This is a genomic window from Pantoea phosphatilytica (assembly GCF_051025615.1).
Classification (GTDB): Bacteria; Pseudomonadota; Gammaproteobacteria; order Enterobacterales; family Enterobacteriaceae; genus Pantoea.
This window is the reverse complement of record NZ_JBPFDF010000001.1, coordinates 238,809-263,564: the sequence shown is the minus strand read 5'-3', so window position 1 is coordinate 263,564 and position 24,756 is coordinate 238,809. Positions and strand designations below refer to the sequence as shown.

At 52.2% G+C, this 24,756-nt stretch carries 27 protein-coding genes and 1 pseudogene; 5 read left to right on the top strand and 23 right to left on the bottom strand.

Annotation, left to right across the window (positions count from 1 at the left end):
• The first annotated feature begins 314 nt into the window (after positions 1-314).
• On the top strand, positions 315-1,553 hold the full coding sequence (locus ACR6AS_RS01480) for an AI-2E family transporter (RefSeq protein ID WP_293773599.1): 1,239 nt from the start codon (positions 315-317) through the stop codon (positions 1,551-1,553).
• A 63-nt stretch (positions 1,554-1,616) separates the two neighbouring features.
• Here the strand turns inward: ACR6AS_RS01480 and ACR6AS_RS01475 are convergent, their stop codons facing one another.
• The 11 genes from ACR6AS_RS01475 to ACR6AS_RS01425 form a co-directional block, all read right to left on the bottom strand.
• Complete coding sequence (locus ACR6AS_RS01475; protein WP_111139003.1) at positions 1,617-1,934, bottom strand: hypothetical protein; 318 nt, start codon at positions 1,932-1,934, stop codon at positions 1,617-1,619.
• 138 nt (positions 1,935-2,072) lie between these two features.
• Positions 2,073-2,498, bottom strand: coding sequence for a DUF4186 domain-containing protein (locus ACR6AS_RS01470; protein WP_111139002.1), 426 nt, complete (start codon positions 2,496-2,498; stop codon positions 2,073-2,075).
• Between the two features lie 12 nt (positions 2,499-2,510).
• Entirely contained in the window at positions 2,511-2,783 is a 273-nt protein-coding gene (locus ACR6AS_RS01465) for a cupin domain-containing protein (RefSeq protein WP_293770725.1), read from the bottom strand.
• Positions 2,784-3,121: 338 nt separating this feature from the next.
• Positions 3,122-3,364, bottom strand: coding sequence for a hypothetical protein (locus ACR6AS_RS01460; protein WP_111139039.1), 243 nt, complete (start codon positions 3,362-3,364; stop codon positions 3,122-3,124).
• Positions 3,365-3,521: 157 nt separating this feature from the next.
• Positions 3,522-3,971, bottom strand: a complete 450-nt coding sequence (locus ACR6AS_RS01455; protein ID WP_111139000.1) for a DUF421 domain-containing protein — start codon at positions 3,969-3,971, stop codon at positions 3,522-3,524.
• Between the two features lie 12 nt (positions 3,972-3,983).
• Positions 3,984-4,493 carry a hypothetical protein gene (locus ACR6AS_RS01450; protein WP_434160914.1) on the bottom strand — a complete coding sequence of 170 codons (510 nt, stop codon included), beginning with the start codon at positions 4,491-4,493 and terminating at the stop codon, positions 3,984-3,986.
• Positions 4,494-4,540: 47 nt separating this feature from the next.
• Positions 4,541-5,476, bottom strand: a complete 936-nt coding sequence (locus tag ACR6AS_RS01445) for a cytochrome d ubiquinol oxidase subunit II (RefSeq protein ID WP_111138998.1) — start codon at positions 5,474-5,476, stop codon at positions 4,541-4,543.
• A gap of 9 nt (positions 5,477-5,485) precedes the next feature.
• A complete protein-coding gene (locus ACR6AS_RS01440) occupies positions 5,486-6,850 on the bottom strand; it encodes a cytochrome ubiquinol oxidase subunit I (RefSeq protein WP_434160912.1) in 1,365 nt (454 codons plus the stop codon).
• A 382-nt stretch (positions 6,851-7,232) separates the two neighbouring features.
• On the bottom strand, positions 7,233-8,198 hold the full coding sequence (locus ACR6AS_RS01435; RefSeq protein WP_418797359.1) for a magnesium and cobalt transport protein CorA: 966 nt from the start codon (positions 8,196-8,198) through the stop codon (positions 7,233-7,235).
• 103 nt (positions 8,199-8,301) lie between these two features.
• Entirely contained in the window at positions 8,302-9,318 is a 1,017-nt protein-coding gene (locus ACR6AS_RS01430; RefSeq protein ID WP_434160911.1) for a DUF481 domain-containing protein, read from the bottom strand.
• Between the two features lie 102 nt (positions 9,319-9,420).
• Positions 9,421-10,011 carry a DUF1349 domain-containing protein gene (locus tag ACR6AS_RS01425; protein ID WP_293770735.1) on the bottom strand — a complete coding sequence of 197 codons (591 nt, stop codon included), beginning with the start codon at positions 10,009-10,011 and terminating at the stop codon, positions 9,421-9,423.
• Between the two features lie 357 nt (positions 10,012-10,368).
• Between ACR6AS_RS01425 and ACR6AS_RS01420 the strand changes: the two genes are divergently transcribed.
• Positions 10,369-10,605, top strand: a complete 237-nt coding sequence (locus ACR6AS_RS01420; RefSeq protein ID WP_003854080.1) for a DUF2171 domain-containing protein — start codon at positions 10,369-10,371, stop codon at positions 10,603-10,605.
• Positions 10,606-10,745: 140 nt separating this feature from the next.
• Here the strand turns inward: ACR6AS_RS01420 and ddpX are convergent, their stop codons facing one another.
• Positions 10,746-11,327 carry a D-alanyl-D-alanine dipeptidase gene (ddpX, locus tag ACR6AS_RS01415; protein ID WP_434160909.1) on the bottom strand — a complete coding sequence of 194 codons (582 nt, stop codon included), beginning with the start codon at positions 11,325-11,327 and terminating at the stop codon, positions 10,746-10,748.
• A 412-nt stretch (positions 11,328-11,739) separates the two neighbouring features.
• Between ddpX and ACR6AS_RS01410 the strand changes: the two are divergent.
• Together ACR6AS_RS01410 and ACR6AS_RS01405 are read left to right on the top strand one after the other, a co-directional pair.
• A pseudogene (locus ACR6AS_RS01410) lies at positions 11,740-12,273 on the top strand (DUF2778 domain-containing protein).
• Positions 12,270-12,482, top strand: a complete 213-nt coding sequence (locus ACR6AS_RS01405; protein WP_111138994.1) for a hypothetical protein — start codon at positions 12,270-12,272, stop codon at positions 12,480-12,482. The pseudogene ACR6AS_RS01410 and the gene ACR6AS_RS01405 overlap by 4 nt, the downstream one beginning before the upstream one ends.
• A 410-nt stretch (positions 12,483-12,892) precedes the next feature.
• On the opposite strand, the gene ACR6AS_RS01400 is transcribed toward ACR6AS_RS01405, so the two are convergent.
• The 4 genes from ACR6AS_RS01400 to ACR6AS_RS01385 form a co-directional block, all read right to left on the bottom strand.
• On the bottom strand, positions 12,893-13,075 hold the full coding sequence (locus ACR6AS_RS01400) for a hypothetical protein (RefSeq protein WP_146240828.1): 183 nt from the start codon (positions 13,073-13,075) through the stop codon (positions 12,893-12,895).
• Between the two features lie 180 nt (positions 13,076-13,255).
• Positions 13,256-13,579, bottom strand: a complete 324-nt coding sequence (locus tag ACR6AS_RS01395) for a hypothetical protein (RefSeq protein WP_111138992.1) — start codon at positions 13,577-13,579, stop codon at positions 13,256-13,258.
• Positions 13,580-14,234: 655 nt separating this feature from the next.
• Positions 14,235-15,497 (bottom strand): translesion error-prone DNA polymerase V subunit UmuC, encoded by a 1,263-nt coding sequence (gene umuC / locus ACR6AS_RS01390; RefSeq protein ID WP_434160907.1) that lies wholly within the window; start codon positions 15,495-15,497, stop codon positions 14,235-14,237.
• Positions 15,497-15,736 carry a hypothetical protein gene (locus tag ACR6AS_RS01385; RefSeq protein WP_058957687.1) on the bottom strand — a complete coding sequence of 80 codons (240 nt, stop codon included), beginning with the start codon at positions 15,734-15,736 and terminating at the stop codon, positions 15,497-15,499. The genes umuC and ACR6AS_RS01385 overlap by 1 nt, the downstream gene beginning before the upstream one ends.
• A gap of 776 nt (positions 15,737-16,512) precedes the next feature.
• On the opposite strand from ACR6AS_RS01385, the gene ACR6AS_RS01380 reads away from it, so the two are divergent.
• The gene (locus ACR6AS_RS01380; RefSeq protein ID WP_434160905.1) at positions 16,513-17,577 is read left to right on the top strand and encodes an acyltransferase family protein; all 1,065 of its coding nucleotides are present in this window, start codon (positions 16,513-16,515) and stop codon (positions 17,575-17,577) included.
• Between the two features lie 204 nt (positions 17,578-17,781).
• Here the strand turns inward: ACR6AS_RS01380 and ACR6AS_RS01375 are convergent, their stop codons facing one another.
• From ACR6AS_RS01375 to ACR6AS_RS01345, 7 genes are all read right to left on the bottom strand, one after another.
• Positions 17,782-18,861 (bottom strand): tail fiber domain-containing protein, encoded by a 1,080-nt coding sequence (locus ACR6AS_RS01375; RefSeq protein ID WP_434160903.1) that lies wholly within the window; start codon positions 18,859-18,861, stop codon positions 17,782-17,784.
• 62 nt (positions 18,862-18,923) lie between these two features.
• Positions 18,924-19,148, bottom strand: a complete 225-nt coding sequence (gene cor / locus ACR6AS_RS01370) for a phage exclusion lipoprotein Cor (RefSeq protein ID WP_434160902.1) — start codon at positions 19,146-19,148, stop codon at positions 18,924-18,926.
• 86 nt (positions 19,149-19,234) lie between these two features.
• Positions 19,235-19,912 carry a hypothetical protein gene (locus ACR6AS_RS01365; RefSeq protein WP_434160900.1) on the bottom strand — a complete coding sequence of 226 codons (678 nt, stop codon included), beginning with the start codon at positions 19,910-19,912 and terminating at the stop codon, positions 19,235-19,237.
• A 1-nt stretch (position 19,913) separates the two neighbouring features.
• On the bottom strand, positions 19,914-20,216 hold the full coding sequence (locus ACR6AS_RS01360; protein ID WP_434160899.1) for a hypothetical protein: 303 nt from the start codon (positions 20,214-20,216) through the stop codon (positions 19,914-19,916).
• Positions 20,216-23,392, bottom strand: a complete 3,177-nt coding sequence (locus ACR6AS_RS01355) for a TipJ family phage tail tip protein (RefSeq protein WP_434160897.1) — start codon at positions 23,390-23,392, stop codon at positions 20,216-20,218. Before ACR6AS_RS01355 ends, ACR6AS_RS01360 begins: the two co-directional genes overlap by 1 nt.
• A gap of 51 nt (positions 23,393-23,443) precedes the next feature.
• Positions 23,444-24,034 carry a tail assembly protein gene (locus ACR6AS_RS01350; protein WP_434160896.1) on the bottom strand — a complete coding sequence of 197 codons (591 nt, stop codon included), beginning with the start codon at positions 24,032-24,034 and terminating at the stop codon, positions 23,444-23,446.
• A gap of 13 nt (positions 24,035-24,047) precedes the next feature.
• Entirely contained in the window at positions 24,048-24,755 is a 708-nt protein-coding gene (locus ACR6AS_RS01345; protein ID WP_434160894.1) for a C40 family peptidase, read from the bottom strand.
• Position 24,756: the final 1 nt, after the last annotated feature.

Below are 24,756 nucleotides of genomic sequence, written 5' to 3'. Positions count from 1 at the left end.
CGGCAGCACCTGCAGAGATCATGAGGCGCTGAACTACCAATAATGGTCGAAACCGCTACGCTAATGTAGGATTCTGCGCTCGGCAGCCTGCCGCAGCCTGTTATCAGCCAAAAGTCACGCAGCGAACGCGCACGCCCCGTTCACGCTTTCTGCCTGAACTTTCAACCTGTTAGTCAGCACGACGCTGCAACCGGCAGCGTTTTTAGCGCTAAGCCTGAGCGATAAGCAATAAGATGGCAGCGGCGTAAGCCCGCTCAGACATCGATCATTCGCGCGTCAGGTTTATCAGAGCATGTTACAGATGAGGTTTTTCAATGCGTTTTAAAGGATTGAACATCGGGTTTTTCCTTTTGATTCTGGCGATCGCCACCATCGCTTTTTTTGATGTGCTTTCGCCCTATTTCTCGCCGATCCTGTGGGCGGCGATTCTGGCGGTCATTTTCCACCCGCTGAAAACGTACCTGCGGAACCGCATGGGCGACCGCAATGGCCTGGCCGCGCTGCTCACCCTGCTCTGTATCTGCCTGATTGTGTTCACGCCGCTGGCGATTATCGCCTCATCACTGGTCGTCGAAACCAATGCGGTCTATCACAAGCTGCAGACCAACTCGGCGCAGTTCCCGGCGGTCTTCGCCGAACTGTTGCAGCATCTGCCGCGCTGGGCGAAACATTATCTGGCCGATAACAATCTGGATAGCGCCGCAGAGATTCAGCAGAAGCTCTCCTCGTTTGCGCTGAAGGGCGGTCAGTATGTGGCGGGCAGCGCCTTTGTCATCGGTAAAGGGACCTTCAGCTTCACCATCGGCTTTGGTGTGATGCTCTATCTGCTGTTTTTCCTGCTGAAAGATGGCTCCTATCTGGTGCATCTGATCCTGGAAGCCCTGCCGCTTTCGACCTACGTGAAGCATCATCTGCTGGTGAAGTTTGCGGCTGTAGCGCGGGCAACGGTGAAAGGTACAGTGGTGGTCGGTATCGTTCAGGGTATTCTCGGCGGGCTGGCCTTCTGGTTCACCGGCATTGATGGCAGCCTGCTGTGGGGAGCCCTGATGGCGTTCCTCTCACTGATTCCGGCGGTCGGCTCTGCCATCATCTGGGTGCCGGCGGCGATCTTCTTCTTCGCCACCGGCGCACTCTGGAAGGGGCTCTTCCTGGTCGGTTTCTTCGTGGTGATTGTGGGGCTGGTGGATAACATTCTGCGTCCGCTGCTGGTGGGCAAAGACACCAAGATGCCTGACTATATGATCCTGATCGCCACGCTGGGCGGCATGGAGATCTACGGCATCAACGGCTTTGTGATTGGTCCGGTCATAGCGGCGCTGTTTATCGCCTGCTGGAATCTGCTCTCCGGCCGCGATAACCGCGAAAATATCGAAGTCATCGACGAAGAAGTGATCGAAGAGGGCAAGAAGCAGTCTGAAACCGCAGCGGAAGCGGCGGCTGAAGCGGCTTCCGCTGCGGCAGAAGCCGCTGCTGAAGCAGAAATCAAAGTCTCCGCGCTCGCGGCGGCAGAAAGAGAAGCCACAGAAAGAAAGGCAGCGGAAAACAAAGCCTGATCCGCTTCAGCCATAAAAAAACCCACCGTACGGTGGGTTTTTTCTCCTGAAAACAATCGCGAATCAGTTGGTCGCTTTGTTTTTCAGATCTTCTGCACCCTGCTTGGTTTTATCCCAGCCTTTCTCGGTGCCTTCTTTGGTTTTGTTCCAGCCTTTCTGCGCACCTTCGGTGATCTTGCTTCCGGTGGTGTGGCTTTTGCCTTCGGCAGCGTGCTCAGATTTCAGCTTCATCTCTTCGCCTTCATGCTGCGCCTTGTGCAGTTTTTCTTTTGCGGTATCGGCGCCTTTGTGCGCTTCCGCAACGGTGTTGTCTGTGGTGGTAGCAGCAAAAACTGGCGAAGCCAGTAAAATAGCAGACAGTGCAATAATTGATTTCTTCATAATTCCCTCTGTATTCATCGTTGCCGTGTAGGTTTTAATCCTGGCATAGCATTTCCAGGAAAGATTTAAGAATAAACCAGGAATGAAAAAGGGCCAGTTTTCACCAGAAAAAGCCGCTGGCCGTAGCGTTTTTGTCGATTACCACAGGGCGAGCTGCGGATCGTCGTCCGGTTTCGGTTTCCTGCGGCTGACGCGAGCGGGGGGTGCCGGTAGCTGCATCTGCTGATGGATCCACTGCAGCAACACCGCGACCACATAGGCCTGCTGCTCCGCGCTGAGCGGCTGATGCTGATCGATATGGTGCCATTTGCTCAGACAGCCGCGACAGCAGGTCGCCGTGGCGTGCTGCGCAATAAACACCGGATGGCCACGCATCGGCGTCTGCCTGCCATCCTTTTCCGGCTCGGCGGGAGCCAGGCGCTGTGCCACAAATTCGCTGGCGTGCTGGCGTAAAACCGACTCGCCTCTGCCGGACGCATACTCATATTCGGCGCGTCCCAGACGAAAACGCTGGCGAAACGGCGAGCGCGCCAGCCGGGTAAAAAGGTCGTCATACTCTGTCATGCTGAAAGCCAGTTACTCATATTTGCGCCCTGCCAGATAGCGAACCCCCCGGGGGCCGAACACCTCACGATGCAGCTCGTTCGGCTGCAGGTGAAAGGTGTCGCCTGCGTGATAGGTGGTTTCGCCCTGTTCAGTGCTGATGGTGATATCGCCATCCAGAATCAGTGCCAGCGCCTCAAAGGGGTGAACGTGATTGTCCAGCTCGGTTGCGGCTGCGCGCTCCACCAGCAGTGGCTGGTCAAAACCCTGTTCAGCTAACCATTTTCTGAAGTCGTGTTCTGTCATCGCTTCTCCTTAACATGGATCGCTCTTTTAGCAGTGTAGACGATCGGGTTAGCTGTTCGGGGAAGACAACAGGAGGGCTGACCGCCTGCATCACTGCTCCCTGCCCTCTGTTAACCGATTTTGACATCATGATGGCGCAAAAATTTGCTTTACCGGCCCGGAAGGATGTGGCTCTGGATCGGCAGGCTTTACCCGGCACCCCGCCTGCGGCAACCTGGTAGGGTCAAGCGTGCCATGATCAGGATCGGTCACAACGGCACGCTTAACGCTGCCGCACCGGAAGAGATGCAGGACAGACGATCACACGCCGATCAGATAACGGACGCCTCGCCACGCCGTCACTGCTTCGTGACGTTACTGGCTGCCTTTTCCGCACTGGCGATCTGTTCAGAGAGATGGCTGACCAGCGATTTGGCCATTTCGATCGTCAGGCCAAAAAAGCGCGTTTCCTGCATCGCCTGGTCATCCGGTGCATCCGGATCGACATAGCCGAGCTTCAGTACCAGCGCCTGATGATCGCTTAATGGCCCGATGTGCCAGCCGGTGACGGGATAGAAGGTAAAACGGTTGAATTCATTCACATAAACCTGACTATGAAGCATAACGCTGATTGAGTGTCAGGCCAGCTCAGATAATAATGCGTGGGTGAAGTGTTAAGCATGGCGCAATTCTGCAGAATTACAAGGAACAGGATGACAGCCGCGAGGTGATGGCCGCAGAGAGCCATCCGGAACGTGACTACGCCTCCGTGCGGGGAATAATCGAGATATGACCGTTGACCTCCAGCACGGCATATTTAATCTGGTCGAACCGCTCCAGTCCCGGACCGGAGCGCGCCGCTTCCAGTACATCGTCAGGACTGATGCCGCTCATCTTCATGCGATCGGTCAGCAGATTGCCATGATCCACCAGAATCACCGGGCCGCCATCAATAATCTGCTCTACCACCGGAAAACGGTTTTTCACTTTACCCAGCACGATATCGATGGTTACCAGCGTTATGATGGTCAGTGCTGCGCCGGTTACTGAAAAATCATCCCCCAGCAGTGCCTGCTGGGTCGCTTCGCTGATAATGAGCAGCAGAATCAGATCAAATGATGTCATCTGCAGCAGTGTGCGTCTGCCAGCAATTTTGAACACAACCATCAGCACCAGATAGATGGCCGCAGCCCGTAATACCGTTTCCATAACGCGCCTCTGTCAGGGATAGATCCATTGTGTAAAACGAATCGGCGATGCATCATCGCCGTAGATTGCAACGTGAATGCGGCCCGCACGGCGTGGCTGCAATCCGATCCAGACCGCATGATCGGGTCCGGTATCCGCAACAGCAAAGGTCAGCCGCAGATCGCTGCCGATTGCCTCCGCCTCGCGTGGCTGAGGCTGCAGCGTCTGGATCTCCAGACTATCCAGTGCCCCGCTGCCGATAGTGAGAGTAAAACGATCGCCTGCAGGAGCACGATAGCCTATCCGCATAGCCATATTGCTTTCGATCCGGCCAAACCGCTCATACGCCACCTCAAGGTTGCCATCCGGTGAGCGGACCCGGCTGTCACTCAGCCAACCTTTGGAGAAGAGTCCGCACGCCCCCAGCAGCACCAGCACAATTAACAGGTACTCTCCGGCACGCTGTATCCGCCATTCGCGACGTACCCACAGGATATTCTCTTTTACCGGGTAATCCCGATTCTCTGTGCGATCTTTTTTCATGTATTGATGATCTCTGATCGGGTCGCCTGACGCGACAAGCTGGTGGATTATTTTGCCCGGCGCTCAACCCAGAATGACCAGCTGTGGTAGAGCAACGTCAGCGGCATGGCAATCACGGCTCCCGTCAGGACAAAGCCCTGCGTCACGGGTGATGAGGCGCTGTTACTGAGCGTGAACTGATAGGGCACAAGCCAGGGATAAAGACCACAGAGCAATCCGGTAAATACTGCGCCGATCAGCAGTAAAGTCAGGATAAGCTGGCACAACGGCCGGGCCCGCCATAAAGCCAGTGGCAGGGCAATCCAGAGCAGCAGAATTGCCCCGATTGCGACCTTACCCAGGGGCCGCAGCCAGCTTTGCCGCCAGATATCTGCGTTGAAATAACACTCAGCAAGAAAAATTGTCAGCGCCAGCAGCCACCATAGCCCGCTCTGAGCCGCCGCCAGCGGCTGTACCCTGTCACCGATGCGCCAGCCGATCCAGCAACAGGCCAGCAGTGAATTGATCACCATCAGGCCCATACCGCTGATCAGCGGTATCAGGCTCAGCCCATCCGGCAGACCCGTATGCGGCTGTGCGCCGATTACCATCCCGGCGCACCAGCCCTGTATAAAGGTCGCCATTGCCGAACAGCCAGCCATGACGCGATCCAGCCAGGGACGCAGTCGCGTGGAGCTCTGGGCGCGATATTCCAGTGCCATCGCCCGCATCAGCAGCGCCAGCAGCATAACGAACAGCGGCACACTCAGCTCGCTCAGCAGAAGTGCATAGACCGGGGGAAACAGCGCCAGTAATCCGCCAGCCATCAGGACCAGCCAGGTCTCATTCGCATCCCAGACCGGCAGGATGCTGTGCGTCATCAACTCACGCTGTTCATCATCGTGAAACCAGCAGAACAGCATCCCCACCCCCAGATCCGTGCCATCCAGAAGCAAATAGAGCAGCAGAGAAAGACAGATAACGAATGCAGAGAGATCGGTCATTGCAGGCTCCTAATTCGGGGTTTTGAGCACTATCACCACCGGTTCTCCCGATGGCAGTGCGCCCTTAACCCGGCGCAGCAGATAGCGTAAGCCGAGAGCAAAAACCAGCCCATAGATCAGCAGCACCGCCACAAAGAGACTCAGCGTAGCCCCGAGCGACAGCGGAGAGACGCTCTGTGCGGTGCGAAGCAGACCATAGACCGTCCAGGGTTGTCGTCCGACTTCAGTAACGACCCAGCCGGACAGGAGCGCGATAAAGCCCGCAGGGGATAGCCAGACCAGCCCGTTCAGTAAGCGTCCTGACCTCATCAGTCGCCCACGCCAGCGCTGAACATTCGCGGCAATCGTGGTGAGTAATATGAGTACTCCCAGCCCCACCATCAGCCGAAAAGCGAAAAAGACCGGTAGCACCGGAGGGATGGCATCTGCCGGAAAGTCGCTGAGACTGTTGATATGCCCGGAGAGATTGTGCCGCAGATAGAGCGAGCCCAGATCGGGCAGGCTAAGCTCCAGATGGTTACGCTGCGCCTGCTGATCCGGTATGGCAAACAGGCGAAGCGGTTCCCCCTCGCCCTGCGCTGGTCGATGCCAGCTCCCTTCCATCGCAGCCAGCTTAGCGGGCTGATAATCGCGGGTATTTTCACCCTGCAGATCGCCAAGTACGATCTGCAGTGGCATGGCAACCAGCAGAAAGGTCAGTGCGCTGTTAAGCATCAACCGCGAAGCGGGCTCTCCGCTGAAACGGCGGAGTCGCCAGGCGGCTACGCCCATGATCAGCACCGCTACCGCAATCAGCGACCCCACAACCATGTGGCTGAAGCGCCAGGGAAAAGAGGGTGCCAGAAGAATCGATCGCCAGCTTTCGGCCAGGAAAACCCCCTGCGGATTGCGACTGAAACCCACCGGCGTCTGCATCCATGAATTGGCAGCCAGTATCCAGAACGCGCTGAATAACGCACCGATCGCGACCAGACAGGTCACCGCAAAATGGACGCCGGGCCGGATCTTATTAAAGCCAAACAGCATCACCCCTGTCAGGGCCGACTCAAGAAAGAAGGCGATCAGCACTTCATAAAACATCAAAGGGCCAATCACCCCGCCAACCTGATGTGAAAAGGGAGCCCAGTGCGTGCCAAACTGAAACTCCATCACCACCCCCGAGGCTGCACCAATCGCCACGGTCAGAGAAAAAAGTATCAGCCAGAAGTGAAGGGCATCGCGTGCAGCCTGCTGCTTTCCCCATAGCCAGCGCGCTTCAAACCAGACCAGAAACGGTGCCAGTCCCAGCGTCAGCGCCGCCAGCGTAATATGCATACCCATAGTCACGGCAAACTGGGCACGGGCGAGCATTAAAACCCAGTCACTGTCATTCATAGGTAATTTTCCCGGCAACACAGCGTGGACCGGGGCCATGCCTGCCCTGAACCGCTACGCAACCCTCAGCCATCTGGAGATCGCCGGTTAAAGAGAGGCTATGCCGGAGAGTCAGGTCTTTTTTCAGCATTCCGATTATTTCGTCAGGCAATAGCCTTTCAACAAGGTAATAGGATTATCGTAGTGAAAGAATAATCAGTCAGCCAGCAATCCGAAAAGAATAATAAGGCCGCAGCCGGAAATGCAGTTAATCAAAAAAAGGAAAGTGAGGGATAAAGAATGATTAACGCCAGCTTTATCCGCTGCGCTTAAATAAGGATAAATAAAATTAAGCGAGGCGCGAAATTAATTTCCTCCTCGCATTGAAAATATACGGGTTCGCTTACAGCCAGCCGGCGCGACGCAGCCTGGCCCAGAGTCCGCCACAGGCCACCAGCGTCAGTCCCACCGCCAGCGGATAGCCATACAGGGACTTCAGCTCCGGCATATGCTCGAAGTTCATGCCGTACATGCTGAACACCACCGTCGGGATCACCAGGATAGCGCCCCAGCCCGCCAGCTTTTTCACCACCTCATTCTGCTGCACCGTCACCAGCGCCAGATTGACCTGCATGGCGCTGGTCAGCATTTCGCGCATATCCTCGGCGTCCGTCACCACATGCCGGGCGTGATCCTGCACGTCGCGGATATAGGCGCGCAGCGGACGCGGGATCAGATCTTCATGCAGGTGGATCAGCTGATTACAGATCTCCTCCAGCGGCAGCGCGGCATTGCGCAGCGTCAGCAGATGGCGCCGCATGGTGTAGACCTGCTGCACCGACTGGCGGTCAAATTCGCTGGTAAAGAGTTCATTCTCCATCTGTCCGACCCGCTCATTCAGCGAGGTGGACAGCTCGGCATAGCGATCAACAATAAAATCGAGCAGACAGTAAAGCGGCCAGGCGGGGCCATATTTCAGCAGCGACGGATTTTCAGATGCCTGCTTTCGCACCGGCGTATAGCTTTCAGAGGCGCCGTGACGGATGCTGATCAGAAAGTTTTTTCCGACAAAGAAATGGGTTTCGCCCATTTCACAGTTGTTATCCTTAACACATACGGTCTTGACCACGATAAACAGCGACTCGCCATAATGTTCGATTTTCGGTCGCTGATGGGCATTCAGCGCGTCTTCAACCGCCAGTTCGTGCAGGCCGAACTCCTCTTTAATCTTCGCCATAAACTCCGCGTCGGGCTGCCATAGTCCAAGCCAGATAAACGCCTCCGGCTCTTTAATCACTTCGCTGATATCGTCAACCCCGACCTCTTCGCCCGCGCATCCCGGACGGTACACCCTGCTGCTTACGATCATCATCTGCATTCCCGTTTTATGACTACATGGAGCTTAGCCAATAGCGGGCCGGTAACCGGAGAAAAACCGTAAGGATTTGCTGCCGCGCTGTGCGATCAGCGGGTTACCATTTCAGCCCTAAGCCGGTGGAGAAGATGCCCTCGTTCAGGGTGTCCGGTATGCCACTGACCAGGTTGCGGTGATAGACCAGATGCAGAGTGGACCAGGAGGTGAGGCTGTAGCGCAGGCCGACTTCCGCATCCAGCATAAAGACGCCATCGTCATCCAGCGAATGCCCCACATCGCCGTTGCTGTAGAGCGTGACCGACTTGCCCAGCAGATAGCGCTGGTAGTTCCAGCGCAGCGAGCCGCCAAAGTGCCGCTCATCCCTGTCTTCGCTGTAGCCATATTCAAACGCACCGGCCAGCACGGAGAGCGAGAACGCACTAAGTTCGGTATCCCACAGCTGATAACCGGGCCCGGTGCCGATTAACGCCTGGCGCGAGAGATTTTCTACCCAGTCGCGCTTGTAGGTGGCGCGCGCCTGCCAGAAAAACTGCTCCCTGAAGAGATAGTCAACGGCGTAGCGCAGGCTATAGTTGTCCGTGTTGACGCTCTCATTTTCCTGCTCCCGATTGTAGGTCGCGCCGATATCCTGCCGCCATTTTCCCTGATTCAGTTTGGTGTTAAGCGCAAAACTGTAGTCGTCGGTTTTGGTCGAGGCTTTTTTGACTTTCACACCGGCATCCACGTTGCCGCTCCAGGCGAGCCGATCGCTGCGCACTCTGGCCTTCATAAACTCATCAATACGCTTGATCGAAACCTGCTGCTCCTGCTCATTACGCTCCACCCAGACATAGCCGGGGTCAGATGAGGAGAGCCGGACCTGATAGTGCTCGCCGGTCTGTTTGTTTTCGACATTCACCGGATTATCGCTGGCAAGTGTACTGACCGCTTTCCAGTCGAGCGTGACCGTGCCCGCATAGGCTGTCTCTATCGCCAGCCGGCCATCGCTGAGGTAACGGATAGTGCCCGACAGGCGGTCGCCATTATTCAGCCAGACGGTATCGGCTGCGGCCTGCTGCACTCCGGCAAAGCAACCGACCACCAGCAGCGAGGTAAACGAGGTAACAGAACGCATAGCTTTCCCTGTAAAAGCGCCGCCCGATGCGGGCAACGCAGCACGGCAGATTCGAAGCTGACAATTAAGCGGATTACGGGAGGATATGCAATCTGGCCGATGCTAGGAGAGGTCGTGCAGCGCTTTGCCCAGCGGCGGGCTCAGCCTGAAGTCGCTGAAGTGGATCGCCAGTCCCTCGCGCTCAGGTGAACAGCCCATCACGCCGACAAAACGTCGCCCCTGACCAGGCCATGAGCAGAGCCGTAACAGCGGCCAGGTCACGCCATCGGTGGAGTACTGAATTCTTAATGCAGAATCAATCAGCGTTGCGCGCAGCCAGAACTGGCGCGTATCGCCGGGAAACACCCCGGTTGACCAGTCGGAAAATTCACGCGTAACAACACAGCCGATGGCTGGCTGCTCATCGTTAAACTCAATACCCGCTTTTACCCAGTGTGTCTCGTTATCCTGAATAAACAGGCCCGCCTGATCGTAAAGCTGGCTGAAGTCCGCCCTCACCTGCACCTGAACGGTAAAATCACCCTCGACCTGGAAACCAAAGGCGTGGCCGCTGTGTCGTTCGAAGCCGTACCAGGTGCGCTGCCAGAAATCGCTGTTCTGGGCCGTTTCAAACTGCAGGACATCGCCCTCCAGACGGTAAACGGATGGCTGATTAATCCAGACACCGCCTTCAGACATGATTGAACTGACCATTGTTATCCACACTCCTTTAAGTGAACCAGGTCCTGCGCGTTCAGACAGCTCTGCCGCGAAGCGACCGATCTGATGATCATAGCGTTGATTGTGCAGAAAGCGTCAGACAACCGCGCTGACGCGGGTGAGCCGGGCAGATCAGCGCCCTGCCCCGCCGGGACATCAGAGGGGGAAATCGCTGTTTCAGGCGTTGCTGACTTTGCGTTGATCTTTCTGTCAGAAATAAATCTTTGCCGATCAGATCCGGCACACTCAGATATTTCATTTTGTTAATCGTCTGGCGGAAACTCCGTTTAACAACCAGGCTTGTTCTGTCTGAGAAATACAGCACTCACTAAATATAAGGATTAAGCCACCATGGTAGATAAATCAGAGATTTTAGATCACGCACAGGTTGTTGATGTGAATGGCGAACATGTCGGGATTGTTGACCATTTTGAAGGCGACGACAAAATTAAGCTGGCGAAAAGCGATCCTGAAGCGGGCGGTAAACACCACATTATTCCATTCAGCTGGGTGAAAGAAGTGGACGACAATAAAGTCATCCTTTCTAAAGCGAAAGCGGATGTTGAAAGCGAGTGGCAGTCTGCCTGATGTGAAAGCCGTGGCGCCTGCCACGGCTTATTTTTATCTGAAATCCCTACCCCGCATTAATCTGCCTGAGTTCACTGACGTTATTTTAAATAGCGCTCGCTCAACGTATCCCGGCGACCATTTATTGCAATTGGTCCTTTTCAGGCGCCGATATTTTCCGCCTGTGCAGAAGAATAGCAGTCAAAGACACCGTCAATCACTGGATAGTGTTCTGCGCCGGGCAGTTCAAAATGCCACCATTCGGTTGAGATGCTGGTAAAGCCGCCCCCCAGCATAATGGCATTCAGCATCAGACGGTTGCGCTGAGCTTTGAGGGCCACAGCAGGATGATAAGGATGAGAGTGCTCACTCATCTCATCGAAGCCGGTGCCCATATCCACAATCGCGCCATGCTCGTCGATCAGCGTAACGTCAATCGCCGTGCCACGACTGTGATTTGATCCGCGCGACAGCGGGACAACATAGTCCGGGTTCGGGCAGACCTCCCAGAGAACGGCCTGGGCGGACGGTGGCCGGTATGCGTCCAGGACCAGTAAGGTATAGCCAGCTACCCTGGCAATGCTGATACTTTTCGCCAGCGCATCAGCCGCTTCAGTGTGCAACAGACAACGCGCGTCGCGGTAGATCGGCCGGCCCGCAATGTTGTCGGCGGTGGCATATTTCAGATCGATGACCAGCTGCGGAAAGGCTTCCGCAATATCAACCAGATGTTTACTTTCCATGCGTCATGACGTCCTGTTTATAAGCTCCGGGGCGGGTTGGCCGGAGCGCGATGATGACAGAACCGCTATCATGGCATTGCGGCGAGAGGAAAAAAAGGTGTGACGATTTTCTGAGCCGGGAGGGTGTGGAATTTTGTTTATCCGGAATGATTGATCACAGTATTTATGCCTTCAGGGAGTGTGTGTCTGCGGTTAAGTGGCGCAGAGGAGAAAGGATGTCGCTTCTGATTGGGGAGCGGCAAATTAGATGATTTAATATTGCGGGTACCGGTGAACGGTGACTGCAGGATACGGGGTGTGGCAATATAAACGCAGCCAGACCGCTTTTCGAATCAGGGGTCGCAAGGGACATTTAAGCCGCCCGCCAGAAACAGCATAAATTGGCTGAGAATTGACAACGGGAGCATTTACAATGCAAATATGCATGATGGATTATGGCCGACTTTCCAGTGACGGAAAACGTGTAAAGCTAAACTGCTATGGTGTGGGCTCGTTCGATGTTTTGTCTGGCATTGAAAGATATATCAATAATCCAGATTGTTCGGACATTGAGAAGGCCGCAATTCCGCCAGGAACATACTGGATTGTAGACAGACCAGAAGGGAGCCTGCTGAACCGCGCCCGGGCAGAGTTGATAGATATGGCCCATATGTACCGAAATCATCACTCAGAGTAGTTTGGTTTATACAGTGCTAAAACCATGAGTGATTACGTTTTTGTTAATGGTGTAAAGCGCGGCAGCTTCAGGCTTCACCCACTTAATACCGACGGTTCTGGCGTATCATGGGGTTGCATCACTTTTTATCGCTCATCTGAATTCCAGACTTTACGCAATTCATTATTGCGGCGGAAAAAAGTCGTCGTACCGGGCAGTCATGGTTTATTAGCATATGGCCGCATTGATGTTCGTGGCATTCCTGATTTCACAAAGTGTGTTGCACGATGAAAATACTGATATTTATTATAATTCTATCCGCTTCCTGGATTTTTATTCCTGAAGGATTCATCAAATCGCTGGTCGAAGGCCATATCAGTGGTGATGGAGAAAGCGCTATGGATAGTTTCGAATTGACCGTGATTCTCCTCAAGGCAGTTTTTTCTCTACTGCTGGCCTTTATTGGTGTCTGGCTTTATCGCAAAGCTAATCAGAGATAACTAAGAGACATTAAAGCAGCTCATCACCGACAGGCATTCAGAGGTACCTTCCGGGTCTGAACCCGCGGTGCCTATGGTGCCGGTTGTCGCTAACTATAAGGTATTGGTGTTGGTCATTGAGCAGAAGACTCGTCTGGCTTGTGCTTTTCAAATGAGTGATAAGCAAGCGACAACGGCAAGCGTCGTCGATCTTAATACCGCGTGGTGCGCAGCACTAAAACGGCCAGGCATAGCGGATTTACGTTCTATCACCGTCGGCACATCTGGACGCTCTGGTTAGTTCAGATGGGCCATTCCACTGTGAGCGCTGCAGGAGACGGGCGTTCTCCTTCTGCCGCTTTATCTCAGAGAGTTCCACGCCGCCAGACTTCTTGCGCCCGGTGTAGAAAGTAACGGCTGAAATACCATGCTTACGGCAGAATTACCGGGCAGAAACCCCGACTGCGGCTACCCAGGAATCGCTTACTTAACGCATTCACAAGTTGCTGAAGTGTCTCTTCCTGATATTTATCCTTCTGCACAATGCTTTTTAGCTTGCGTATATCTTTCTGAGAAAAACCGCTGGCCAGAAGCTTTTCCTCAAAATCTGTCATCAGAGCATCCATCCATTAACATCAAAGCGCTTACCTGATAACGACATAATATCTTCAGTTAAAAGGAAAAACGCAAAACCGATAATCACGCATAATTCTCCGGACGGACAACCTGGCTAATATAAAACCAGATAAACCCGTAACAGGGAGAGATAATAATTAATGAAATTTTTAATATTATCAGCGTCCACTTTCTCGTGTAAACCTGAAGGCTTTCCAGGCAAGATTCATGGGTATCACGAAATAGACGATAACAGCGCCCATTATCAGGACAATAGCATAGGATATCAGGCTTTCAGTATGTCCCTTCGCCAGACCATAAATGAAAACAGCGCTTAAAAGTATCAGGCAAATGATGCCCGCCCAGAAACGTTTACTGAGTTCCTGAACAAGAGATTGCAGAGTATCGGATTGATTTTCATCTCTGGTAAGAATCGCTTTTAATTTCCCAACGTCTTTAGCTGAGAAACCAATCCTGAGAAGCCTTTGCTCATAATCGTTCATCTGATTCATCCTGAATGACGTTGCGACACGAGCGGAATATAGCACAGTGTAAGAGTCCCGTGCTAACCCGTCGCCGGACAGGCGAAAACGGATATAAACGGCCATTTTACAGCAGATAATTCATCTCAACAGCAAACCAGAATTTTACAGCGGGCGTCATCCCTCGCCTGATATGAACACCCGGATGTCGGTTAATCAGACGTTAATCTGACCGGGCCTCAGAAAAGTGCCTGAACAGCCGGATGGTTGAGTTGTCACATTATCTGGACGCGAAAATTCGTTGACACGTTCAGCAGAGAGGTCAGTCAGATCGTAATACGACAGAAAGTGAAAAATTCAGGGATGAAGAACAGAGAGAAGAGAATCTGGCACGCCCTACAGGATTCGAACCTGTGACCTACGGCTTAGAAGTTCCTAGAATGACCTTTTAACACAGTAACTTACCGCATCCTGCCGCGCTCACACGTCCCATGATGCGAAAACATGCAAAGGCCTGAAAAGAGCTTCAAACCTTTGTGTGTCTCAAATCTGTCCCATCAGATTGTCGGCCGGTAGGGCTCGTACAAAGCCAGAACCTCGGCCGTCACCTTCCCCAGCACGATGATCCCTTCCAGCCAGCCGCCGTCTTTTATCTCTCACTTTTAAAGCCGGGCGATCAAAACACCACCGGCAGATCAGAGAATCTTGTGGTATAAGCCGGTGAAAGCATTTCCCGCTTCATCGCCCAGGTGTTCTGAACACCCTGACCTGCGAACCACAAATTACCCTTCCCGCTCAGGTTTATGCCGTCCATCACGCGCATCAGCGCCTCGCTATTAGCCTGTGGTTTGTTCTCATCAAAAAGGTTCAGTTGTGATACACCCTGGCTGTAGAAGTCACCCAGCATTACGCCTGCCTTCATATAGCGGTGTCCGTCTACCCAGATACGGTCAAGCGCCTCTATAGCCACCCGGATAATATCGCGGGTGTCATTGGTCGGCGTCATCACCTTGCCGGTGGACTGGTTACCGTAAAATACTTCACCCACCGCGTGCGGGCTGGTCCTTACGAATACCGCTATCTGAGTGCAATACTGACGCTCTCCGCGCAGCTTACCTGCCGCCCGAGCGGCAAACGTGCACACAGCTTCGCGCATGTCGTCGTACTGCGTGATTCTGGAACCGAATGAGCGGGAGCAGACGATCTGCTGTTTGGTGGGCGCGAACTCTTCCAGCTGCAGGCACGGCTCACCGCGTAACTCCCTGACGGTTCGTTCCAGCACAACATTAAAGTGTTTGCGTATGGTGTAGGTGCTTTGCTCTGACAGGTCTTTGGCGGTCAGAATCCCCATCGCGTTGAGCTTCTTGCTGATGCGCCGACCAACGCCCCAGACATCCTCAACCGGCACCAGTGCCATGAGCTTACGCTGACGTTCAACATTCGAAAGGTCAACGACTCCTCCTGTCTGCTTCCATTTTTTTGCAGCATAGTTAGCCAGTTTGGCGAGCGTCTTGGTCTGGGCTATCCCCACGCCAACGGTCAGATGCGTATTACGCTTAACCGTTTCCCGCACCTCCCTGCCGAAGTTTTCAAGAACCATGCAATTGCGAACACCGCTCAGGTCCAGAAACGCCTCATCAATCGAGTAGACTTCCACGCTGGGTGCCATCTGCTCCAGCGTCGTCATTACCCGGTTACTCATATCGGCATAAAGCGCATAGTTACTGCTGAAAACCTGAACCCTGTGCCGGCGAAACTCGTTCTTCAGCTTGAAGTACGGTGCGCCCATAGGGATGCCAAGCGTTTTAGCCTCTGCTGAACGGGCAATGACGCATCCGTCATTGTTGCTAAGCACTACGACCGGTTTTCCCCGCAAATCGGGCCTGAATACTGTTTCGCAACTTGCATAAAACGAATTAACATCGACCAGGGCAAACATCACACAACACCATTCGGGTTGTACAACTGAAACAGGCGCTCTTCGCCGTCAGTGGTTGAGATGTCGCGGAATGCTGTGGTGTGCATCTCGATCCATTTGTTGGCCGCCTTTAGCGTGTAATGCCAGTTAATGCGGTCAAGCTCTCTGATGAAATCCAGTGTGCTGATGGTGTAGCGACCGGCAGTATCGCGCTTTATAGCCTGCCGGAAAGCGATCATGATTTCGTAGTCACGCGGCATGATAAATCCCATCCTGATAAATACTGTATGGATAAACAGTAATATCGATCGGTGGATCTGATCAAGTTGCGTGGCACTGAATTTTGTAAACCGCAATGCTGAGCAGTTAGTCACTAAATGTTTTTCAGAAAGGGACGATACTTAACGTGAGAGCCTATGAATACAAAAAAAAGGTACTCATTACCCAAACTTTGACCCGCGTTTAGCGGGCTTTTTTTATGGGAAATTTCCAAAAAAACCTGCCGCTTACGCTTGTTATCTGCTCGTCACTCTCTAACCTCAATGTGTTGTGAATGGCCTACGCTCCTACCGCAGGTCAAGGAGACGCCAGGCCGGCTCGCCTGACGCCTCGTCACAACATGAGATGCCTCGTAAGAGTGTCACTGGCTCCACCACAACTTATGCCTGCTACCCGCCTCGGGAGCAGGTGTTTTTTTCAGCGCTAAACTTTCTTCCCGCTGCTTACGACCCGTTGAGTCATTTCTTGCACAGGCATCACAACTACAATCAAAATCCGCTCTAAGCTTTTTCTGTCAGCTTTAGCTGATGATATGGATTTCCTGGTTGGCCTTACTTTATGCCCGTGTAACGCGGGCTTTTTTGTGCCTGCCGATTGGTTACCTCGCATGAAAAGATATAACCTGATGACACCCACCCTGTAGCCTGCTCAGAGAGGCGCGGTTGAGTCATTGCCCGGTCGCCGGGCTTTTTTATGACTACCCGCTGAAGAGATTGGTTGGTACTATCTTGCGCGAATCTAAATTTCTGGACTACACATGTTAAAAAGCATTCACTACACAAGAGGATTTGCGGCGCTACTGGTCGTGATGTTTCACTATTCTTTTATGTATATTGGTAAGGTAGAGCCTTTTAACAGAATTTTTCTGAACGGAGGATTCGGTGTTGATTTATTCTTTCTAATTAGCGGCTTTATTATAACTTACGTCACCGCTAAGAGCGGGCGGGTATCCAGTTTCTTCGTGAAAAGGTTTTTCAGGATATACCCGCTATTCCTTTTCATACTGATAATTTCTTCAATATTCCTGATCCGATACAGCGTCCATCCATTATGGTCAATGATTAAATCAGGCCTGTTTATCCTCCAGGATTATAACAGGCCAGCCCCAGCTTTCGATTATAATTTTATTGGCCCTGCGTGGACGCTTTCTTACGAGATATGGTTTTACTTCGTTTTCGGCATAGCGATGATACTCAATCATAAGCACAGGGTGCTCATAGCCTCATTCATTTTGTTAGCTCAGGTTTTTATGCTTCAGTTCACCATCACTGGCTCTGTATCGCTCAACTCTGGCTACGTAGCCTCTCTTGGAGATAGCTCATATACCGATCACGCTTTGAAATTCTTAAGCACATCCCTTCACCTAGAGTTCCTGCTTGGCATGTGGCTCTGTGAAGCTTTTATAAGAGGATGGATGAAGGTTAAGTATACCATCTCAGGCCCCATGATTATGCTATTATCCATGCTATCAGGATGGCTTTACTTTTCAAATGTATTTTATGGCTATGGATTTACTGAGTTCAACCTCATCGCTCTGCCATTATTCTTTGCAATAATTATGTATGAATCCAACTTCAAAATACCAAACTTGAGAATCCTGTCCTTTTTTGGCGACATCTCCTTTTCGATATATATCACGCATTTTTTCATCATGTATCTTCTTCTTGAGCACCCTCCTTATTTTTGGAGCGAAACTGCTAACCTAACTAAACTTGTGATATCAACATCTATAGCGATTACATTTGCATATTTAATGCACAAAGTGGTCGAATTACCATTTATTAAGATTGGAAGAAAGCTACACTACGATGATGTTAATTAAATTAACCTCAATATTAATTCAATTGGATTGATATGTGTTAAAGGCAGAGCACATGCCTCTGCGGCTTTTAAAATTATACAGCCACTGCGGTGACTTACCCATCCCAATAGTCTCTTGCATGCGCTATTCGTTGACCACCTCACCATCCAAAGCGGCAGCCCACAACTGAACTATTTTTCCAAAATGCAGATAGTCGCCGGGATTTTAACTATCGAGACAGTCTATTGCCTTCATTCTGGCCTTCAACTCTTCCAGTTCAGTCGCCTGGGTCTCAATAAAAGTCTGCTGCTCCTGAATGGCACCATAGGCATCTGCCAGCAACCCGATTATCTCGAGACCATACTGACCTTCCTCTGATCCATTCATAAGCATCGGGTCAACCTTCCCAACGCGCTGAGCAATGAATCCTCTCAACCGGTTTGAGCCACGCATTTTCTTATCAATCCACTCGTACTCCACCACTTCCTGAGATTTTACCCTGTCCACAAATCCAGATGCAGCAGGCTGAATTTTTGTTTTTAATCGCTCATCAGAGGTGATGAATTGCACCTGGCCCATATCTGTACTGTCAATGAATATGTGAGTGCCGCCACCAGATGTCCAGTCGATTGTGAAGACGGATGTGCGTGATGCAGAGTTTGCGCCGCCATGGCAAATCAGGCCAGCTGGAACATCCCACCTGAATGAGTTCGATACAACAATATTTTTGGGTGATTGCGTGACGGTGAAGTTAACAAATCTTGCGTCATTGCCGGCAGCAACCGTATTGGCCGCCGAGCCAACGCTTTTGGTTGCCGCATCTCCTAGTCCAAGGTTTGAGCGAGCTGTTGGCTTGTCGGCCACATCGTTAAGGTTCTGGCTTTTGTCCATCTTCCCGGAAACTGTAGATGAAATGCCATTCCAGGCTGGCCCAGTCCAGGAAGTTCCGTCTGACAGATTCACAGTTACATTGCCCGACCCGGTGAATATCTGCTGCCAATTAGCCTTATCGAGTATCATTCCTCGAAGAACTTTACTCATATCATTCAGAGATTGCTGTGTTACGGCAACCATCAGAGAAGCCGGAACCGCGTACCATGCCAGCCCGGATGTAGTTGGTCCATTAAATGGTACGCCTAACGCGAGCTGTGTGTTAGATGCGATTGAAGAGACCACGAGTGTGTACGGCGCCCCCCCAACAATTACTCCTACAAAATCTCCTACTTTAAGCTCCGTGGTAAAGCTGGTTCCAGTTCCTGTCACCGCGGCTGAATTGTTAGTTAGTGCGATAGTGCCTGCTGGCATAGCTTTCTCCGGGCAATAAAAAACCCGGCACGGTGGCCGGGTTGATTGATTTGAGTTATTTACTATTTCGGACAGGTGCTTTCAGTGAAGTTTGACTTTGATACCCACTTCCATCCAAAGGGATTGCCTGCGAAATATTTAGTCTGGTTCGCCTCAGTTTTTACATCGTAGATTGGCACATTGACATCCTGCCCGCCAATTCTGGCGATTGCGAAGCATTTTACAGGAGGGAGAGCCTGACATCCGGCCAGTGAGGTAAGAACCATCACCAATAAAATCTTTTTCATTTAATCATCCTTGTTTAGTTTGGTGTTTTATACCTTTAAAGGATGTATACATCAAACTTATTTATCAATCATCCTGATCGATAATCTCAATAACGCTGGACGTTAATGGCTGTAAGTCTGTTTCTGTAATTCGAAAGCGTCCCGGTAGCCCCACCTGAAGGTGAGTTGCCTATATATCCACTGGTTATTTGCGTAGTGCTGCCATTGAACCTTGCGCTGCTTGCGTATTGAGCAACAACAGGCATGGGTTGCCCCGCCTGATTGACCGTGCCAGCGAAATAACCCGTGTAAGCTGGTGCAACGGCCCACTCCCCCGAGAGAGAGAAGTTGGCGTTTAGCCCTGATCCTGAATCCGAACCCTCATCTCCTAGCTTCTGAACATCACGCAATACTTTGGTTTCGTTTGTCAGAATGCATCGACCCTGAGAGTCATTGATTTGAATCCCCCAGGCAGGAACAGGCTGAAACTGGTAGCCAAAAATATAAACATTTACTATTCTTGCCGCGCCAGCACAGCGTAAGCGCCATACTCCTCCGGATAACTCTAGGGCTTCACACGTGCCTGTTCCATTCCCCTGAGCGCCATTACTGTTAACAAATACAAACCTGACAATGCCGTCATTATTAAACAGATTTATGACGGTGCCACTTCCGGACACATCTGGCACACTAAGCACACGTTTTTCGATAAGTGTTAATGGCATTGTATCGCCAATGTAAAATGGTACCCCTGCTGAGTCTGTCAGCATTGCTCCATAGGACATATCACCTCACGAAAACTAAAATATTGCCCGGCACATTAGGGAAAGTACCCGCCGAGTAGTCTGAACCTGATACCTGACTAACGATCATGTTTGCGCCGCTCGTATAAATCTTCTTTCTGCCAGTGCCATTTCTGTCACCACTGGGCTGAAAGAGATAATCGAGGGAATAACCTGACGGCAATGAAAATGCCTGGTTGTAATTACTTGTGGCATCGATGGACAAAACTCCGAGCGCATTGACTTTTACAAGCCCGGTGTTGTTATCGACGCCATTAGCATCCCAAGTACCAAAACCATATGCCATCAGCTTAATTTCCCCATTTTCACGCGTAGTACGCCATTTCCGTCATAAACGCTAATCTGGTTGTTTGTCTGAACCATGCGTCCATTGCCAGGCTCATAACCATTGTTTTCAAAATTGCCACCTTTATCCAACCGCCATCCAGTTGTACCGGACACGTAATTATTCGATTGTATAAATGCACCGATTTTACCGTTGGTTATTGTTCCATCCTGAATGAATGCATCACTGATGAAAACCTGTCCGTTATAGACCGCAAAAGGTGAGTAAGGCGAGCCGTTCTGACCACTCATAATGACGAACTGATTTGCGTTGATGGCTACCCGCGTGTCGACCTGGTTACCATTAATGGTTACAGCAACTGACAGACCTGCATCATAGTTAATTCCGCCGTATTTCACACCAGTCTTAAGCGTGTAGATGGCCGAACCACCATTTGCGTCAGCGTAAGCTGTCATTTTTTCCTGAATGGCGGCTTCCTGCTGGGCAAAGCTGGCTACAACGTCGGTTTCAAGCTGCGCAACTGATCTCTCGGCATCTGCTGCCACCCTTTGCGCTTGCAGTACACCTGCCCGGTTTTCTCCATAATTGGCCCACTGTTGATTAACACTATCGTAAGAGGCGAGCATGCTTTGCAGCAGCGCTTCCGGGTTGGTCTGAACCTGAGCAATGAGAGCTTTACCATCTTCAGCTGTCAGGAACTGGTCAGCTATGTCGCCCAGATAATCATCAGCATTGTCGTTCGAATAGCCCCTTACCCATTCTGTCCATCCTGACTCGTTGCCCGTTTTATCGACCAGCTGCGCGCGGTAGAAAAATTCCTGCCCGGCCCGCAGCCCCATCTGAGTATATTCATGCTGCGGATATGCTACGTCAGTCAGTAGCATAGGGTTATCGCCCGCGGCCGTGGTGCTGTACTGCAGGACTGTTTTTAGAGAATCCTCTGCGCCCTCAGGAAAGCCCCATTTAATGACTATGCCCCAGTTAATGCCGGTAGCCGTAAGCCCGATAGGTTTTGGTGGGTTGCCAACTTTACCTGTAAGTGTCACCTCCTGAGAGTACCCCCAGTTGCTCGATATCTCTGCCGCGTTGATTGCTCTTACCCTCACCAGATAGCGCCCCGCATAGATGCCGGGAATTTCAAATGAGGTTGTTGAGCTACGCGGAACGTTTACCCAGTTGCCTTCGTTGCGGCGCCATTGCGCCTCATAGGAGATGGCATTGGCTGCAGCATCCCATGATGATCGAAGCGTCTGAATACTGATGCCCTGATTAATCATTGAGTAAGATTCAATGATGATGTTTGCAGGAGCAAGCTGGTTGCCAGGCGGGATAACACTGATTGGCCGCTCATCAATGATGGCGCCAGTATCAATGCGATCGTACTTGTCCGGGTCATGGTAAGCGGCGGAGATAGTGAAAGTATTGTCATTGTTATCCGCCACACTCAGCACCCGGTATTGCTGCGCGTAAAGCTCATCGGACTCAACAATCCACACGCTTTCCGCCTGCGGTGTTTCACCATAAGCCAGACTCACCGTTACCACTTTTCCAGACACCGACTGAATGGTGCGGCTCTGTGATGCGCCTGATGGAAGATTAAGGATTAGCCTGTCACCGGACACTGCATCCGGCACACGATCGAGCGTAATTGACCGGCCGCTTACCGCACTGATGCGCCCGCCTGTTACTTTGCCAGACAACATTTCATCCGCCACTGAGATGATAAATCCGGGCTGGGGAATCATGCCGTCTAGGCCGACATTGAAATTAATCACGCGGTCTTTGTTGTTGGTCAGAATTCCCCAGCGACCTTTCCTGTTCGCCTCCGACTGCCGTGTGCATCCGATTGCTGTCAGCTCCAGCTGATTAAAACCAAAGCGAGTCACCAAATCCTGCTCAAATACTGGCTCCATTGCGTCGGCATACGCATTCGCCGGATCAGACCATGATACAAGCGACGTGGTGTAACGGGTTTTTGTGGTGCTGCTGGAGTATGTGAAAAGTCCGTCAATAACATTAGCGCGGGTGTAGGAGTAATCGATATCCCGCGGCATGTCAGCCAGGGCAACAATCTTATTGCCACCCCAGTAGGTCATGCCCCGGAATATCGCCGCGAAGTCGCGCATAACTGTATAGGCATCGTTGCGGCTCTGTACGTATACATCGCATTTATACCGAGGCTCCGTACCGCTTCCGCCTTTTCCGTCAGGGACCAGTTGATCGCAATACTGGGCTACACGATAAAGTTCCCACTTGTCGATGTTCTCAGCTGTCAGGCGCTGACCCAGACCAAAGCGGTCTGTAACGACCAGGTCATAGAAAACCCATGCGGGGTTATCAGTCCACGCCCACTTAAAATTGCCCTGCCATGTGCCGTTATATGCTCGCGTTTCAGGGTCGTAAACGTCAGGAACGCGAATTACGCGGCCACGTGGCTCACATGAAATCTGCGGAATATTGCCGTTAAACTGGCTGGAGTCGAACTCGATATAAAGCAGCGCGGTGTTTGGATAGCGCAGCTTTGCGTCTATCACTTCCGTATAGCTCTGAATGGACATCACATCGCCTACCTTGGCGCTGTTGGCATCAGGCGTTATTTTTCGCACGCGCACTGTCCAGGACGTGCCAGCCTGCGGAAGGTTGATGCGGTGGCTGCGCTCGTAACCAGATGTGGTTTTACCGGTCACGGCCGTATTCAGTATGGTCTGGAAAGCGCCACCGTCTGTCTGCAGCTCGATAGAGTAGTTGACGTTGTTGCCAACCAGATCGCCGTCATCCTCCTGCCTGAAAAGTGAAGGCCACTTGAGGCGCACCCTGACGGCTGATAGCTGAGTATTGGTGAAGGTATGCGACCAGGCATTAGCGCTGTGAATCTCTGTGCCAACGCTAATCTCGTTCTCTGTGCCGGGCAAACCCTGAATATATGACTGCGCCTGCGTGCCGGCACGAAACTCCCACGACACACCAGTGAAGTTTGTGGAGCCATCACCATTAACCAGCGGCGTGCCGTCGAGGAAGATGTTCTGACCATTCAGGCCACCGCCAAACTCACCCTCACCGAGGGCGATCAACAGCTTTGCTTTGGCAATAGATTGCAGGTCATCAGGCTGTTCTACAGGCGTCCTGGAAGATGAGGAGCCACCCTTGTGGCCTTTTATTTCGGTAGCTTTTGCCATGTTGCGCCCATAAAAAAAGGCCGCCTGAGCGACCTGTTATTCTTTTGAAGTTTACTGCTGGTCTTCGACGTATATGCCAGCAGAGATAATGGCGCCGCCTATGCGCCGCTTGCCATAAAGGAGCGGCACCGGATAACCCTGCGCGGCAGTATTGGTAACGCCACCAAACGCATAGGAGGCCTGGTTGTCGGCATCCTGCTTACTGGCAAGGCCGCCCGCCTGCGGGGAAAGCATCTGGATGACGCCGCCCAGTATCATCGCTCCGCCCATCTGCATTAGCGGAATGCCGACTGAACCGCCGCCAAAGTACGTTGCCACAGCGCCCACAACAACGAGCGCCACGCCGATGATAGTCTGAAGAATTCCTGCCTTTTTGCTACCGATGATAAGCGGCATGATGCGTATGACTTCTCCGGTCACGGGGTAGTCAAGATCGTCTACGCCGATGTTCCGCTTGCCCTTATAAACGGCATAGGTAAGACCGCGTCTCTTGCTGCTAAGCATGAACTGCTCAAAGCCCTTCACGGTTACGGCCAGCGCCCGGCCTGCCTCATGCGTTGTTCTGACCATGCGGTAGTGAACCCTGCCAAACAGCTTACCCAGCTGACCTCCCAGCTCGATGCGCGTCATGACTTCCTGCATATCTCTGCTCCTTTCAAAGCAAATCTTTGTGCCTGACTATTTTGATTGTGCGCTCACGAAAGTAACCGCCGTAGGGAACGCGCTGGCTGAGTTTGCCGTAAAGATGATGAAGAAGCATATTGCCTTCCAGCAGCACGCCAGCATGGTTAGCCACCGGCGCCTGAACCTGCATGATCACCAGATCGCCGGGCTTCGGCTCGCCGGAAAACTCCCGGAAACCGCACTCATGCCAGTTATCCAGATAGCGGTTTTCATCGCCTGACTCCCACCAGGGATAATCTACCCGGTAATCATTAAGCTCAATTCCATGCTCCTGGCGGAAATAGCTCATCACCAGCCCCCAGCAGTCGGTGTGACCGAGCACAAAAGGCCTCTCCAGCAGTGGTAAATCGCCGCGTGGCTGAATGGTGCGTAAGTCGCCCTCAGGCCAACTGACGATATGCCAGGGCAACTGTGTTGCATCACACTGCGCCTTGTCCAGCTCGCTTGGCTGCGTCGTGGCGTCGGGATGGCTGTGAACGATGGCAATGATGCTGCCCCATTCCTCAGCCTCGGCGTAATCTTCCGGATTAAGGTGGAAGTCATCTTTCGGGTTTTTTGCCAGATTGGCACAGGGGAAATACTTTTCCACCCGGCTTTTCTGAGCGATAACACCGCAACACTCATGCGGATAGCATTCCTCCGCATGGGCCATGATTGCATTCTGGGTTTTAACTCGCATA